This window comes from Brevundimonas sp. AVps31 (genome assembly GCF_058681355.1).
In genome coordinates this window covers 358656-372353 of sequence record NZ_CM178736.1, presented here as the reverse complement: position 1 = coordinate 372353, position 13698 = coordinate 358656, and the positions used below count along the sequence as shown (strand labels likewise).

Annotated in this window: 13 protein-coding genes; 7 read left to right on the top strand and 6 right to left on the bottom strand. The window is 68.5% G+C overall.

Going from position 1 to position 13698, the window contains the following annotated elements; translation table 11 throughout:
• From ACW174_RS01690 to ACW174_RS01680, 3 genes are all read left to right on the top strand, one after another.
• Positions 1 to 867: a 4-(cytidine 5'-diphospho)-2-C-methyl-D-erythritol kinase gene (locus ACW174_RS01690; protein WP_492015963.1), complete on the top strand. Its 867-nt coding sequence runs from the start codon at positions 1 to 3 to the stop codon at positions 865 to 867.
• A gap of 221 nt (positions 868 to 1088) precedes the next feature.
• Positions 1089 to 1946: a fasciclin domain-containing protein gene (locus tag ACW174_RS01685; RefSeq protein ID WP_492015962.1), complete on the top strand. Its 858-nt coding sequence runs from the start codon at positions 1089 to 1091 to the stop codon at positions 1944 to 1946.
• 98 nt (positions 1947 to 2044) lie between these two features.
• Complete coding sequence (locus tag ACW174_RS01680) at positions 2045 to 2965, top strand: hypothetical protein (protein WP_492015961.1); 921 nt, start codon at positions 2045 to 2047, stop codon at positions 2963 to 2965.
• Positions 2966 to 3132: 167 nt separating this feature from the next.
• Here the strand turns inward: ACW174_RS01680 and ACW174_RS01675 are convergent, their stop codons facing one another.
• Positions 3133 to 3873 carry a polysaccharide deacetylase family protein gene (locus ACW174_RS01675; RefSeq protein WP_492015960.1) on the bottom strand — a complete coding sequence of 247 codons (741 nt, stop codon included), beginning with the start codon at positions 3871 to 3873 and terminating at the stop codon, positions 3133 to 3135.
• A gap of 114 nt (positions 3874 to 3987) precedes the next feature.
• Here ACW174_RS01675 and ACW174_RS01670 point away from each other — a divergent pair, with 114 nt between their 5' ends.
• The gene (locus tag ACW174_RS01670; RefSeq protein ID WP_492015959.1) at positions 3988 to 4875 is read left to right on the top strand and encodes a glycine--tRNA ligase subunit alpha; all 888 of its coding nucleotides are present in this window, start codon (positions 3988 to 3990) and stop codon (positions 4873 to 4875) included.
• Positions 4875 to 6953: a glycine--tRNA ligase subunit beta gene (gene glyS, locus ACW174_RS01665; RefSeq protein WP_492015958.1), complete on the top strand. Its 2079-nt coding sequence runs from the start codon at positions 4875 to 4877 to the stop codon at positions 6951 to 6953. Before ACW174_RS01670 ends, glyS begins: the two co-directional genes overlap by 1 nt.
• 204 nt (positions 6954 to 7157) lie before the next feature.
• Here the strand turns inward: glyS and ACW174_RS01660 are convergent, their stop codons facing one another.
• The 5 genes from ACW174_RS01660 to ACW174_RS01640 all read right to left on the bottom strand — a co-directional run bounded on the left by ACW174_RS01660 (position 7158) and on the right by ACW174_RS01640 (position 11684).
• Positions 7158 to 8159: a glycerophosphodiester phosphodiesterase family protein gene (locus tag ACW174_RS01660; protein WP_492015957.1), complete on the bottom strand. Its 1002-nt coding sequence runs from the start codon at positions 8157 to 8159 to the stop codon at positions 7158 to 7160.
• Positions 8160 to 8200: 41 nt separating this feature from the next.
• Positions 8201 to 9106, bottom strand: a complete 906-nt coding sequence (locus tag ACW174_RS01655) for a cobalamin biosynthesis protein CbiG (RefSeq protein ID WP_492015956.1) — start codon at positions 9104 to 9106, stop codon at positions 8201 to 8203.
• Between the two features lie 181 nt (positions 9107 to 9287).
• The gene (locus ACW174_RS01650) at positions 9288 to 9803 is read right to left on the bottom strand and encodes a hypothetical protein (protein WP_492015955.1); all 516 of its coding nucleotides are present in this window, start codon (positions 9801 to 9803) and stop codon (positions 9288 to 9290) included.
• 3 nt (positions 9804 to 9806) lie between these two features.
• Complete coding sequence (xth, locus tag ACW174_RS01645) at positions 9807 to 10604, bottom strand: exodeoxyribonuclease III (RefSeq protein ID WP_492015954.1); 798 nt, start codon at positions 10602 to 10604, stop codon at positions 9807 to 9809.
• Positions 10605 to 10703: 99 nt separating this feature from the next.
• Positions 10704 to 11684 (bottom strand): hypothetical protein, encoded by a 981-nt coding sequence (locus ACW174_RS01640; RefSeq protein WP_492015953.1) that lies wholly within the window; start codon positions 11682 to 11684, stop codon positions 10704 to 10706.
• 126 nt (positions 11685 to 11810) lie between these two features.
• On the opposite strand from ACW174_RS01640, the gene ACW174_RS01635 reads away from it, so the two are divergent.
• Together ACW174_RS01635 and ACW174_RS01630 are read left to right on the top strand one after the other, a co-directional pair.
• The gene (locus ACW174_RS01635; RefSeq protein WP_492015952.1) at positions 11811 to 12902 is read left to right on the top strand and encodes an MBL fold metallo-hydrolase; all 1092 of its coding nucleotides are present in this window, start codon (positions 11811 to 11813) and stop codon (positions 12900 to 12902) included.
• Positions 12899 to 13672, top strand: coding sequence for an enoyl-CoA hydratase (locus tag ACW174_RS01630; RefSeq protein ID WP_492015951.1), 774 nt, complete (start codon positions 12899 to 12901; stop codon positions 13670 to 13672). Before ACW174_RS01635 ends, ACW174_RS01630 begins: the two co-directional genes overlap by 4 nt.
• Positions 13673 to 13698 lie beyond the last annotated feature (26 nt).

The window sequence follows — 13698 nt, the reverse complement described above, 5'->3', positions numbered from 1 at the left end:
ATGGCGAACGCCCCGGTGCTGGCGCCCGCCAAGGTCAACCTCTTCCTGCATGTCGGGCCGGTCGACACCGACGGCTACCATCCGCTCGCGAGCCTCGTCGCCTTCGCTGACGTCGGGGACCGCATCAGCGTCGTCCCGTCGGAGCGGCTGTCCCTGACCGTCACTGGCCCGTTCGCGAAAGGTCTGGCGGGGGAGGGGGACAATCTGGTCCTGCGCGCCGTCCGGTCTCTGGCTGAGGCCGCCGCCCTCCCGGCCCCCGGTTTCGCCTTCAACCTCGACAAGCGCCTGCCCATCGCCGCCGGTCTCGGCGGAGGCTCGTCCGATGCGGGCGCGGCGTTGAAGCTGGCGCGTGAGGCCCTTGGTCTGTCACTGGACGATGCAGCCTTGTCCCACGTCGCCGCCACGATCGGCGCGGACGGTCCCATGTGCCTGCACGCTCGCGCCGCCTGGGCTGAGGGGAGGGGCGACCATCTGACGTTCGAGCCGGCCCTGCCGCCCTTGCCGGCGGTGCTGATCAATCCCGGCGTCCCGTCCCCCACCGGTGCCGTCTATCGTGGCTATGACGCCGGGCCGCGTGCGACTGCGGATCGTCCGGCGCCGCCGTCTGACTGGTCTGTACCCGCCGTCATCGACTGGCTGGCGGTGCAGCGAAACGACCTCGAAGCGCCCGCGATCGTCCTCCAGCCCGCCATCGGCCTGGCCTTGGCCGCCGCCGCCGCCCTGCCCGGGGTCCGCCTCGCCCGGATGTCCGGATCCGGCGCGACCGTCTTCGCCCTGTTCGAAAATTCTCTCGCTGCATCTGCCGCCGCCGAGCATCTTTCAGAACAGCATCCGGCGTGGTGGGTACAGCCGACCCTACTCTCCTGATTAACGGGCATTTTCGGCATTCTTGACCGTATGGCGCCGGTATTGTGCCTCATGCCGGAAAATGGCCCAGACAATACCTTGGCCGTAACGATGAACAACGCCACGGTGATCCCTATATGGAACTCAAGGCCATGCTTGGGTCTTGAACGCTACAGTCCAGCGTACTGGTGACCGTCAATCTACTCCCCGGCGGTCGCACGTTTCATACAAGGGATACTGTCATGCTTCGTACCAAACTTCTGACTGCCGCCGCCGCGACCGCTCTTCTGGCCGGCCCTGCCTTCGCTCAGGACGCCGCCCCCGCGCCCGCACAGCAACCGGCCCCGCAGGCCGCGCCCGCCACGCCGGCGCCCGCCGCCGCCGCGCAGGCCGCGACCCCGGCGGCTCAGCCGAACAACGTCGTCGACGTGTTGCGCGCCCAAGGCAATTTCACCACGCTTCTGGCCGCTCTGGACGGCGCCCAGCTGACCGAGACTCTCAGCACCCGCCCGGCCATCACCATCTTCGCTCCGACGGATGAGGCCTTCGCCGCCCTGCCGGAAGCCGATCGCACCCGCCTGATGGATCCGGCGAACGCCCAAGAACTGCGCAGCCTGCTGCTCTACCACGTCATCGTTTCGGACGTTGAAACCAGCCAGATCACCGGCGCACGCGGCGGCGTCGAAACCGCCGCCCGCACCCAGGTCCAGCTGGACGGCACGGGCGAGGCCATCAAGGTCGACAGCGCCACGGTCACCCGCGCCGAGATCGACGCGTCCAACGGCGGCGTGTTCGTGATCGACAAGGTCCTGAACCCGGCCCAGTCGGAAGCTTCCATGGGTGATGAGGAGGCCGCCGCGCCGGCCACCCCCGCCGCGACCGAGGCTCCGGCCACCACTGAGGCTCCGGCGACCACCGAGGCTCCGGCCGCGACCGAAACCACGACGCCCGCGGCGCCGGGCACCACGGCCCCGACCGGCGAACCGGCCGCCACGACCACCACGGTCCAGGCGCCGCCGGTCCAGAACCCGACCGACGGTCAGGTGGACGACGCCGAGGATTCGGCCAATCCGGCTCCGACGCCGACGACCCCGAACTGATCCGGGTGACAGACTGACGAAGGGCGGGAGTTTCGGCTCCCGCCCTTTCTGCTGCCCGCTTAACCGTCGGCAAACCGGTGGTGGTGCAAGCTGCGGGCATGGAAACGCTCACGCCTGCTCACGTCACCGCGTTCGAGACCGTTCTGAACCGTGTCCCGCCCGAGGACCGCGCCCGGCTCCACGCCCTCAAGGCCGCCGCGGCGGATGCCGCCGCCGCCTCCGCCCCACACTGGGATTTCGACCAGCCGGGCCATCGCGCGGAAGAGGCGCTGCAAGCCGTCTTCGGCCCGGCCCTGACCGACGATCACCGTCGTGCACTGGTGGCGATCTGGGCGCTGGAGATGCCGGTCCGCGTTCCCGCCGCCGACCTGCCGTTGGCCTCGTTGGAGCTCTATCCTCAGTGGATCGACCGCCTCGCCGCCTTCCTGACCGAGGGCGCCAACCCCTATGACCGCGACTTCTGGGCCAAGGATGTCCGTATCGCACTGGTCCTCAGCGTCCCGGGCGCCCGCACCCAGATGATCGATCTCAGCTCGCCGATGGGGCCGGGTCAGATCCTGCGCCACGCCCGCGAAGGCTGGGGCTGGTCGGTGATCCCGGCCTATGCCGCAGCACAGGCCTGGAAGCCGTGGCTGGAGGTCCATACCGAAAGCCGCGAACTGTCGGATTTCAACGAGGCCGGCTGGGACCGCGCCTGGGCCACAGCCGCCGAAATCCTCAAACGCCGCCCGGAGATGGCCGGCATGCTCGGCTCGTCCTGGTTCTATGATCCGCCGCTGGAGCAGATCAGCCCGCGCCTCGCCTATCTGCGCGTGAACCCGCTCAAGAACGGCGCCTTCCTGATCCATCAGGGCCCCGGCGACATCCACACCCAGCGCGCCGCCACATCGTCGCCGACCCGCGCCGCCCTGATCGAGAAGGGCGAATACACCGCCCGCTCGTGGATCGTGGCCTGGCCGAGGGCCGCGCTGATCAAATGGGCGGACGGGCGCAAGGCGCAGTTTGCGGAAGCGGCCTGAAATCCTTCATCGCTTGGGAGAAGGACGATACGTCCAATCCTGACGCACCGCTGTGCCAGACTGTACCTCATGACCGGCGCCCATCCTCGTCCGCACCCGTCTTCCTTCGACAAGGCAGAGACGGGGGAGACGGGTGAGACGGTGTATTTGCTCCGTCTCAGGGGTTTCTACCCGGATATAACCTTCCGCCACGCCTCGCCCACCGGCCGGATGTCCAGTCCGGCCGCTTTGGCGAGCCGGATCACCCGGTCCAGATCATCAGGGGTGCAGCCATAGTCCGTCGGCCGGTCCGACACATCGTGCCCATAGGCCGTCAGCCAGCCCCGCGTCTCCGCCGCCTCGGCCATCAGCCGCTCCAGGTCGTAACCGGGCAGGCGGCGGCTCTCCAGCCCGATGGACTTGATCAGTCCCCGGTCCTCGCGGCCCGCATTGATCCCGTCGCGAACGCCCCGGGCCATCTCGAACCGCTCGCGCACCAGCCGCTTGGCCCCGACCGTCGCGTCCCCGAAAGGCCAGGCGAAGGTCGTCATCTCATAGCCGTCCAGCCGCTCGCTGACCCAGGCTGCATTGGCGTCCAGGCTCAGCGTCAGCGCCGCCGCGTCCATCCGCAGCGCGCTGGTGTGGCCATACGTATGGCACCCGACCTCATGCCCCGCCGCATGCAGCTCCTGCAGATGCCGGACCTCGAACTGGTCCCGGTCCATGTTGCGTCCGCCGGCCAGTCCGCCGCAGACATAATAGGTCGCCTTGGCCCAGTGCGCGGCCAGGATCGGCCCCGCCTCGGTCCAGGCCGTGGCCGGTATGTCGTCGAAGCTCAGCGAGAACACGCCCGTCGCCGGAGCGATGGTGACCGCCTCAACATCAAGATACCGCGCGGCCCGGCGCCGCATCTGGTCGATCTGCTTCATGGGGACAGACTGTATCCAAGGCGCTTAAAGAACCGTGTGGCGGGCTTCACCTTGCCCCGCAAAGGCCCGCCGTCTAGGGTCCGCGGCCTTCTTCCCCGGACGAAATAGCCTGCCGTGACGACAGAACCGCTCGCCTTCCAGGACCTCATCCTGACACTCCACAAATACTGGGGCGATCAGGGCTGCGCGATCCTCCAGCCCTATGACATCGAGGTCGGCGCGGGCACGCTCCACCCGGCCACCGTCCTGCGCGCGCTCGGCCCCAAGCCGTGGAAGGCCGCCTACGTCCAGCCCAGCCGCCGCCCGGGCGACGGCCGCTATGGCGAGAACCCCAACCGGCTTCAACATTATTATCAATATCAAGTACTTCTGAAGCCGAACCCGGACAATCTTCAGGAGCTCTATCTCGGCTCACTGAGGGCCATCGGCATTGATCCCAGCTTGCATGACATCCGCTTCGTCGAGGACGATTGGGAGAACCCCACCGTCGGCGCCTGGGGTCTGGGCTGGGAGGTCTGGTGCGACGGCATGGAGGTGACCCAGTTCACCTATTTCCAGGGCGTGGGCGGCATCGAGGTCGATGTGGTCTCGGGCGAGCTGACCTACGGGCTGGAGCGTCTGGCCATGTACGTCCAGGGCGTCGACAACGTCTACGACCTCAAGTTCACCAAGGAGGGCGTCACCTATGGCGAGGTCTTCCTCGAGAACGAGCGCCAGCAGAGTGAAGCCAACTTCCACGGCTATGACGTCGACGGCCTGAAGCGCCGGTTCGAGGACATGGTGGCCGAGGTCTCGAACTTGCTCGCCATGACCGGCCCGCAAGGCCAGGCTCTGGTGCTGCCCGCCTACGACCAGGTCCTGAAAGCGTCGCATCTCTTCAACCTGATGGACGCCCGCGGCGCCATCGCCGTCGCCGAGCGCCAGAGCTACATCGGCCGCATCCGCGAGCTCTGTAAGGCCTGCGCCCTCGCCTATGTCGAACAAGAGCGGAAAACCGCCTGATGCCCCAACTCCTTCTCGAACTCTTCTCCGAAGAAATCCCCGCCCGCATGCAGCAGGGCGGTGCGCGCGACCTTGAGCGCATGGTCGCCGAACGGCTGAAGGCCGCGGGCCTGAGCTACGAGGCCCTGACGACATACGGCGGCCCGCGTCGTCTGACGCTGGTCGTTGACGGCCTGCCCGCCGCCACCCCAGACCGTGAGGAAGAGCTGAAGGGGCCCAAGGCCTCTGCCCCTGAACAGGCGCTGGAAGGCTTCCTGCGCAAGACCGGCCTGACCCGTGAGCAACTCGTCGAGCGCGACGGCGTCCTGTTCGCCGTGATCAGCAGCAAGGGCCGGCCCACCGCCGACCTGATCCCTGAGATGGTCGATCAGATCGTCCGCACCTTCCCCTGGCCCAAGTCGATGCGATGGGGCTCAGGGACCTTGCGCTGGATTCGTCCGCTGAAGCGGATCATCGCTCTGTTCGACGGCCACGTGGTCCCGTTCGACATCGACGGCATCGCCAGCGGCGACACCACCGAGGGCCACCGCTTCCTCGGCTCGGGCCAGCCCTTCACGGTCAAGGATTTCGCCGACTATCGGGCGAAGCTGGAGCGCGAGTTCGTCATCCTCGACGTCGTCGACCGCAAGCTGCGCATCCTTGAGGCCGCCAAGGCGGCCTGCGCCGAAAAGGGCCTCGCCCTCGTCGATGACGACGGCCTGCTGGACGAGGTCGCCGGCCTGGCCGAATGGCCGACGCCGATCCTGGGCGACATGGATCCGCAGTTCCTCGCCCTGCCGCCCGAGGTGGTCCGCCTGTCGATGAAGGTGCACCAGAAGTATTTCGCGGTGCGCGATCCGGCCAAACATGGCCTCGCCCCTCACTTCGTCGTCGTCGCCAATGTCGAGGCCTCCGACGGCGGCAAGGCCTTGGCCGCCGGCAACAGCCGCGTCCTCTCCGCCCGCCTGAACGACGCCCGCTTCTTCTGGGACGAGGACCAGAAGGTCGGCTTCGACGTCTGGAACGACAAGCTGAAGGGCGTCACCTTCCACGCCAAGCTGGGCACCCTGGCTGAACGCGTCGACCGCATCGCCGCCCTGGCCCGCGAAATCGCCCCGCTGGTCGGCGCCGACCCGGATCAGGCCGAGACCGCCGCCCGCCTGTCCAAGGCCGATCTGGCCTCCGGCATGGTCAGCGAGTTCCCGGAGCTTCAGGGGATCATGGGCGGCTACTACGCCCGCGCCGCCGGCCAGCCCGACGCCGTCGCCGACGCCGTCCGCGACCACTACAAGCCGCAGGGCCCGGCCGACTCCGTCCCGACCGCCCCGCTGACGGTGGCCGTGTCGCTCGCCGACAAGCTCGACACCCTCGTCGGCTTCTTCGCCATCGACGAGAAGCCCACGGGGTCGAAGGATCCGTTCGCGCTGCGGCGGGCGGCGCTGGGGGTGATCCGGCTGATCCTCGACAACCAAGTCCGTGTTGGCCTGTCCAGCGATGCTATCAGCGCCGCCTTGGCCGGCCTTGCGAAGGTCGACCGGGCTGTCGACAAGCTTGCCATCAACGGAGAAGTCCTCGCCTTCTTCGCCGACCGCCTGACCGTCCTCCTTCGCGACCAAGGCAAGCGTCACGACCTCGTGGCCGCCGTCTTCGCGCTCGGCGACGACGACCTCGTCCGCATCGTGCGGCGGGTCGAGGCGCTGGACGCCTTCCTGGCCACCGACGACGGCGCCAACCTGCTGGCCGGCTACAAGCGCGCGTCCAACATCCTCAAGGCCGAGGAGAAGAAGGCCAAAGAGACGGGGAATGGTGTGCCGACCGGCATGGTTGAGACCGGCCTTCCGGGTCAGCCTCCGGAGGAGACCACGCTCGCCTTCGCCGCCGCGGCCGCCGCGACCGCCGTCGACGCCGCTCTGGACACCGAGGACTTCGCCGCCGCCATGAAGGCCCTGGCCTCCCTCCGCGCCCCGGTCGACGCCTTCTTCACCGCCGTCATGGTCAATTCGGATGTGCCCGAGGAACGCGACAATCGGCTGAAACTGCTGGGGCAGGTCCGCTCGGTCATGGGCCGCGTCGCCGACTTCGGCCAGATCAGCGGCTAACCGTTCACCTCTCCATCGCCCCTTCAAGGCGATGGGGAGGACAGATCGCCCAGCGATCAGGTGGGGGCGGCGCAGGGGGCGGGTGAGTAGCCGTCGACACCGGTGTTCGAGACCGCTCCGGCTGACACCGCGCTGCCCCTCCTGATCGGCGCAAGCCGCCGATCTGTCCTCCCCATTCGCCTTCGCGAATGGGGAGGTGAGGGCTCAGCGCCCGGCCAACCCCGGCTGATCCATGAACGCCGCGTCCAGCCCGTACCCCACGAACCGCGCCAGCCGCTCCCGCAGCCGCCCGTGCCCCGCCGGGGCCGTCCCGACGCGGTCCGCCTCCGGCAGGAAGGCGTTCTCGGCGCGAAAGGTCCATGCGGCGACCTTCAGCCCCGCCGCATGGGCGTCGGCGATCAGCGAGGACGGCGTCCCCGGCGTCGGCTCGATTATCGCCGTGTCCGCCCCGATCCACTTCGCGTAGGTCGCCACACGCGCCAGCCCCTCGGGCGTCGCCATGGCCGCATAGGTCAGCCCCGGCCGGTCCGCCGGCCCGCCGTCCCGAGCCATCAGTTGCAGCAGGGGTGTCTCGATCCGGGCGCTCAGCCGCTCCAGCGGCCCGACCTCGAAACACTGGACCAGCACCGGCGCCGCCGTCCCCGTCAGCCCGCGCCGCTCCAGCACCGCCACGAAGGCGTCCTCCATCGGCAGGCCAAGGGCAACGAAGTGCGACGGGTGCTTCAACTCCGGCGCCACGCCGATGGTCCGCCCCATCCGCGCGGAGGCCTCCGCCGCAATGTCCAGCACCTGGTCGAAGGTCAGGATCGACTCCTGCCCGTCGAAGGCCGTCCCGCGCAGTTCCGGCAGCCGCTCCCGCGCCCGCAGCGTCATCAGCTCGGCCAGGGTGAAATCCTCGGTGAACCAGCCCGTCACCGCCTGTCCGTCGATGGTCCGGGTCACGCGCCGGTCCGCGAACTCCGGATGGGCCGCGACGTCTGTGGTCCCGCCGATCTCGTTCTCGTGCCGGACCACCAGGATCCCGTCGCGCGTCATCACCAGATCCGGCTCGATGATGTCCGCGCCCTGCTCGATAGCCAGCGCATAGGCCGCGCGAGTGTGCTCGGGCCGTTCGCCCGAGGCGCCGCGATGGGCGATGATCAGCACGTCAGCCACGGCGGGACTCGCGATCAGCAGGAGCAGGGCGGTCAGGATGATCCGGAACATGCGCCGGGGATAGCGGCCCCCGGCGACAGGCTGATGAAGGCCTAGGCCCCCAAGATCCGGCCCTCTTCCTGCTCGACCTTTGCGATCAGCGCCTCGTCCGCACCCTTGGGCGGGGCGAAGGCCTTGGCCAGATCGCCGGCGTCGTCCATCTTCGCCAGCGCTTCGGCGGTGACGCGGACCTGGGCCTGATCCTTGAACTCGCCGGGCTCGGGCTGGGCGTTGAACATCGACGGCCAGACCTCGACCACAACGGCGGACAGGGGCTCCACATCCGCCGCGTCCAGCGCGCGCCAGCCGGTGCCGAACGGCCAGACCGCGCCCGACGGCCCCAGGCTCTCGAGCAGGCGGCGCACCATGGGAATCCCGACCAGGGTCTGGCCGCCGACCGCGCCGGCGCCGTGCATCTGCCAGACCGACTTCGGCTGCAGCCTGCCCTTGCGAACCGCGTCTTCGGTGGCCCGGAACTCGGGGATGTCGGCGCCCGATCCTGCGGGGGGCTTGGTCGTGGTCAACCAGCGCTGCGCCTGCTTGGCGGGCGCGCCCCACATGGGCCAGGCCTCGTCGGTCATCAGCCGGTTGATCTTGGCCGCGACCTGATAGCGGTTGTTGGTGTTGTCGGCCTTGTCGACGATGTTGGAGGCGAGGAATTTCCACATCGCCGACCAAGGGCTGCCGTCCAGCTTCAGCCGAGCGGCCGTGCCGGCGGGGAAGCCAAAATTGAAGTCGAAGCCGACCAGCACCCGGTCCCCGCGCTTGCGGTGTTCCGAGATCAGCTTGTTCAGCAGGGCCTCGCCCTCGGCCCGCGTCGCCGTGTTGTGGGTCTCGGTATAGAGGCGAAAGCGCACGTCGCGCTTGGCCACGCCGATCCAGACCGACTGGTCGCCCAGTTTCTTGCCTTCAGCGGCGGTCCAGTCAGCGATGATCACGGCGTCGAACAGGCGGGCCACGGGGGCTCCTTCAGGTTACTCGATAAACAGGTTGGGGCTTCCTAGTCTCCTCCCCGTTGCGCAGCAATGGGGAGGGGGACCGCGAAGCGGTGGAGGGGTTCTGTCGGCGCGCTCGGTCAAGAGCCCCTCCGCCTCCTCGCGGGGCTCGGAGCCACCTCCCCACTTCGCGGGGAGGAGACGTTCAACCCTTCAGCAAGGCTTCCAGATGCGACAGCCAGCGGCGGCCCAGTCGCAGGGCCTCGCCGGGAGAGCCGGTCTGGACCGGCAGGGTGGCGTCCCACAGGGCGAGCTCGAACTCGGGATGCCGGGCGTCCGCGAACATCAGCCGCAGTACGACCTGTTCGGCGTCGGGCGCCAGGATATCGAGCGACTTGCGCGCCTCGCCGCGGCGGACGCGGGCGACAACGTGCCCGTCGACGATGATCTCGCCGCCCTCGATCTCGTCAAAGGCGTAGACCAGACCGCTGCCGCCCCGGTTCCACAGCACCGCCACCTGGGCGCCGTCGAAGTCCAGACCGGCGGCGCGGCCCTCGGCGGGCGACAGGGCCTCGGCCTCCGGCACGACGCCCAGTGATTTCAGCAGCGCCCGACGCATGCGGCGCACGGGTTCCATCCACCAGACCAGAAGCAGCGCCCCGGTGGTCAGGGCGGCGGCGCCCAGCGCCACCAGCAGGACCGCCCGGAATGCCTCGCCCAACGGTCAGTCCTCCAGCTCGACGACCACGGGGACGTGGTCGGACGGCTTGTCCATGTCGCGCGCGTCGCGGTGCGTCTCGACGCCCCGGAACCGGTCCGCCGCCTGGGGCGACAGCAGGTGGAAATCGATGCGGATGCCGTGGTCGCGCTGCCAGGCGCCCGCCTGATAATCCCAGAAGGTGTACGTCCCCGGCGGCTGCTTGCCGAGTTCGCCCGCCTCGCTCAGGCCGAGGTAGCGCAATGCCCGGAAGGCGGCGCGGCTCTCGGGCTGGAACAGGGCGTCATTGACCCAGGCCTTCGGATCCTTCGCGTCGTCCGGCGTCGGGATGACGTTGTAGTCGCCGCACAGGGTGAAGGCTTCTTCCTGCGCGAGAAGGGTGCGGGCGTGCGCCTCAAGCCGCTCCATCCAGCCCAGCTTGTAGGCGAACTTGGGGCTCTCGACCGGGTTTCCGTTGGGCAGGTACAGGCACCCGACCCGCACGGGGCGCGGGCATTCGATCAGGGCCTCGATATAGCGGGAATGGACCGCCTCGGCCTCAACCCCCGACTGGTCCTCGCCCGGCAGGCCGCGGCGGACGTCGGACATTGGAAATTTCGAGAGCAGGGCGACCCCGTTGTAGGTTTTCTGCCCGTGGACCTCGACATTGTAGCCCAGGCTCTCGAAGGCCTCGCGCGGGAATTTCTCGTCCACGCATTTGATTTCCTGAAAGCCGACGACGTCGGGCTGGGCGGCCTCCAGCCACGCCAGCACGGTGGGCAGGCGGGCGTTGACCGAGTTCACGTTCCAGGTGGCGATGCGCATGAGGCGGAAGCTAAAGCGCGTCGCGAGGCGAGGGAAGCGCCAACGAAAAACGCCCCGGAGTCTCCTCCGGGGCGTTCAGCAGTTAGATGGTCTGTCTGCTTACGGACGACCGCCCGCCGCGGGCGCGGCGGTGGTCAGGGTGCAGCCGCCGCCAATGCTCTGGGCGGTGGCGCAGGGGTAAACCTGCTGGGTCACGCCCTCGTTGTTCAAACGAGCGATATAGCCTTGGCCTTCAGCGGCGCATTTGGCTTCGTAGAAGCTGCCGTTGCCGTTCGAGCCCATCAGGCGGACCTCGCTGACGTCACAGCCCGCGGCGTCCGTGCCGGCCAGCTTGGCTTTGAAGCTGTTGTTCTTTTCCTCGGCCGTGGTGAAGCGGCAAGCGCCGCCCATCGACGTGACCTGAATGCAGTCCTTCAGGTCCCAGCCGGTCGCCAGCTTCTCCAGCCAGTAACCGTTGTCGTTAGCGCAACCGACCTCATAGACCATGTTGTTGTCATCGCTCTTGCCGATCGCCTGGGCCTCATCGACCGTGCAGGTGGCGCCGGCGGTGCGGGCCCAGCCGCCGATGACGGCAAGGGTGTTCTGGTTGGCGGGCAGCACGCATTGTTGGCCGACGTCGGCGTTGGCGTCGCGCGACCGTGTGATGGCGGCGGTGCCGGCCAGTTCGATACAGCCGAACGCCTGCGGCGGGGTCGAAGCGATCAGAATGTAGCCTTCGGTGTTGGCGCAGGCGGCTTCATAGACAGCGGCCTCGCCGATCTTGCCGGGGTTGGTGGCTTCGGTCAGTTCGCAGGTCACATTGGCGGCGGTCAGCTGAGCCTGGGCTGCGGCCCTGATCTCTTCCGGCGTGGCGGCGGGCGGCGCAGCCTGCTCGCGGGCGGCAGTGCGGCCGTTCCCGCGCGTGCGGCGCTGATCGCGACCGCCGCCGATACGGCCTGGCAGGACCGATTCGCCGCTGACGGAGCCGCTGGCGCGCGAGCTCTCGTCGCTACGGCCGCCGTCCTGGGCAGAGGCGGGTTGGGCGACGCCGAGGGCCAGCACGGCAGCGCCGACGACAGCCATGATCTTTCTGTTCAACACGGGAAACTCCGGGAGAGAAATACTTCGCGGACACCCTTGGCGAGCGGTTATGGCCGGGTCAAGGCGCATGCTGGACGCGGAGCTGTGGTTCGGGCTATCCCTCCTGCGTTGCGATTGGAGACGGACTTGGCTGACGGCGTGATCCCGGTTGAAACTGAGGCGAGGCCGCCTGAGCGGGGCCTGACCTATCCTTTCGCCGGGCCTCCAGCCTCGGGCGAGGCCATCGCCGTGACGCCGGACATTCTGTGGATGCGCGTCGCCATGCCGATGCAGCTGGATCACATCAATGTCTACGCCGTGCGCGACGGCGACGGCTGGGCGGTGATCGACTGCGGTCTGGCGATCAACGGCACGAAGGATGAGTGGGAGCTGCTGCTGGCCGGGCCGATGGGCGGCGATCCGGTCACCCGGGTGATTTGCACCCATATGCATCCGGACCATATCGGGCTGGCGGGATGGCTGTGCGAACGCTTCGAGGCGCCGCTGATCATGACGCGGCTGGAATATGTGACGGCGCGGATGCTGCTGGCCGATACCGGTCAGCCAGCGCCCGAAAGCGGCGCGGACTTCTATCGCGCCGCCGGGTGGGACGAGGGGCAGATCGCCCGCTATCGCAAGGAGTTCGGCCGGTTCGGCATGGCGGTGTCGCCACTGCCGTCCAGCTATCAGCGTATCCGCGAAGACGATCGCCTGAGCATCGGCGGGCGCGAATGGCGGGTCGTGATCGGCGAAGGCCACAGTCCGGAACACGCCTGCCTGTGGCGGGAGGACGACGGCGTTGTGCTGGGCGGCGACCAGATCCTGCCGAAGATTTCCTCCAACGTCTCTGTCTGGCCGACCGAGGCTGACGCCGATCCGCTGGGCGACTGGCTCGCGTCGCTGGAGCGGATGAAGACGGTCTTTCCGGATGACATTCTGGTCCTGCCGTCGCACGGCGAGGTCTTCCGCGGGGCCCACACCCGGCTGGACGCCCTGATCCGGGGCCACCATGTGGCGCTGAAGCGTCTGGAGCGCTCGCTGAGGGAGCCCAAGCGGGCGGTGGACGTGTTTCCGGCGCTGTTCGCCCGCCCCGTCGGCGACGGCGTGCGCGGCATGGCCACGGGCGAGAGCGTCGCCCATCTGAACTATATGCTTCGCCTCGGGCTGGCCGTTCGCGAACGCGATGCGGACGGCGTCGACTGGTGGCGTTCAACGACAAACGGGGAGGAGGCGGCATGACCGACCACATCAAGACCGAGCTGGCCGACGGCGTGCTGACCGTCACCCTGGCCCGCGCCGACAAGAAGAACGCGATCACCCAGGCCATGTACGCGGCCATGTCGGACGCCGCCGAACAGGCGCGCGCCGACGACGCCGTGAAGGTGCTGCTGTTCCGCGGCGAGGGCGACAGCTTCTCGGCCGGGAATGATATCGGCGACTTCATCGCCATCGGCTCCCAGACGGGCGAGCCGATGGACATGTCGGTGTTCCGCTTCCTCAAGGCGATGGCGGATCTGGACAAGCCGGTGGTCGCCGCCGTCCGCGGCCGCGCCGTGGGCATCGGCCTGACCCTGCTGCTTCATTGCGACATGGTGGTGGTGGCCGAGGACGCCCTGCTGTCGGCGCCCTTCATCAACCTGGCGCTGGCGCCGGAGGCGGCCTCGTCCCTGCTGCTGCCGCAGGTGCTGGGGCATCAGCGCGCCTTCGAGATCTTCGCCCTGGGAGAGCCGATTGATGGCCGGACCGCCTTGGCCTGGGGCTTGGCCAATCGCGCCGTCGCCACCGATCAGGTCGAGGCCGTCGCCGCCGAACTGGCTGCGAAACTGGCCACCCGTGCGCCCAACTCCATTCGCAAGACCAAGCGCCTGATGCGCGACGCCGAACGGCTGTGGGAGCTGATGCAACGCGAGGGCGAGGCGTTCGGTAGCCAGATGAAGAGCCCCGAGGCGATGGAGGCCTTCATGGCCTTCACCCAGAAGCGCGTGCCGGATTTCTCGAAAGCCGGTTGATTCCCGTGAGCGCGGGCCTTAGGTGC

Bases quoted from the DNA above. Each gene is read 5' to 3' on its own strand.
- ACW174_RS01630 (WP_492015951.1), top strand. From the start codon at position 12,899: ATGACCGACCACATCAAGACCGAGCTGGCCGACGGCGTGCTGACCGTC.
- ACW174_RS01680 (WP_492015961.1), top strand. From the start codon at position 2,045: ATGGAAACGCTCACGCCTGCTCACGTCACCGCGTTCGAGACCGTTCTG.
- ACW174_RS01690 (WP_492015963.1), top strand. From the start codon at position 1: ATGGCGAACGCCCCGGTGCTGGCGCCCGCCAAGGTCAACCTCTTCCTG.
- glyS (WP_492015958.1), top strand. From the start codon at position 4,875: ATGCCCCAACTCCTTCTCGAACTCTTCTCCGAAGAAATCCCCGCCCGC.
- xth (WP_492015954.1), bottom strand. From the start codon at position 10,604: ATGCGCATCGCCACCTGGAACGTGAACTCGGTCAACGCCCGCCTGCCC.
- ACW174_RS01660 (WP_492015957.1), bottom strand. From the start codon at position 8,159: ATGTTCCGGATCATCCTGACCGCCCTGCTCCTGCTGATCGCGAGTCCC.
- ACW174_RS01675 (WP_492015960.1), bottom strand. From the start codon at position 3,873: ATGAAGCAGATCGACCAGATGCGGCGCCGGGCCGCGCGGTATCTTGAT.
- ACW174_RS01685 (WP_492015962.1), top strand. From the start codon at position 1,089: ATGCTTCGTACCAAACTTCTGACTGCCGCCGCCGCGACCGCTCTTCTG.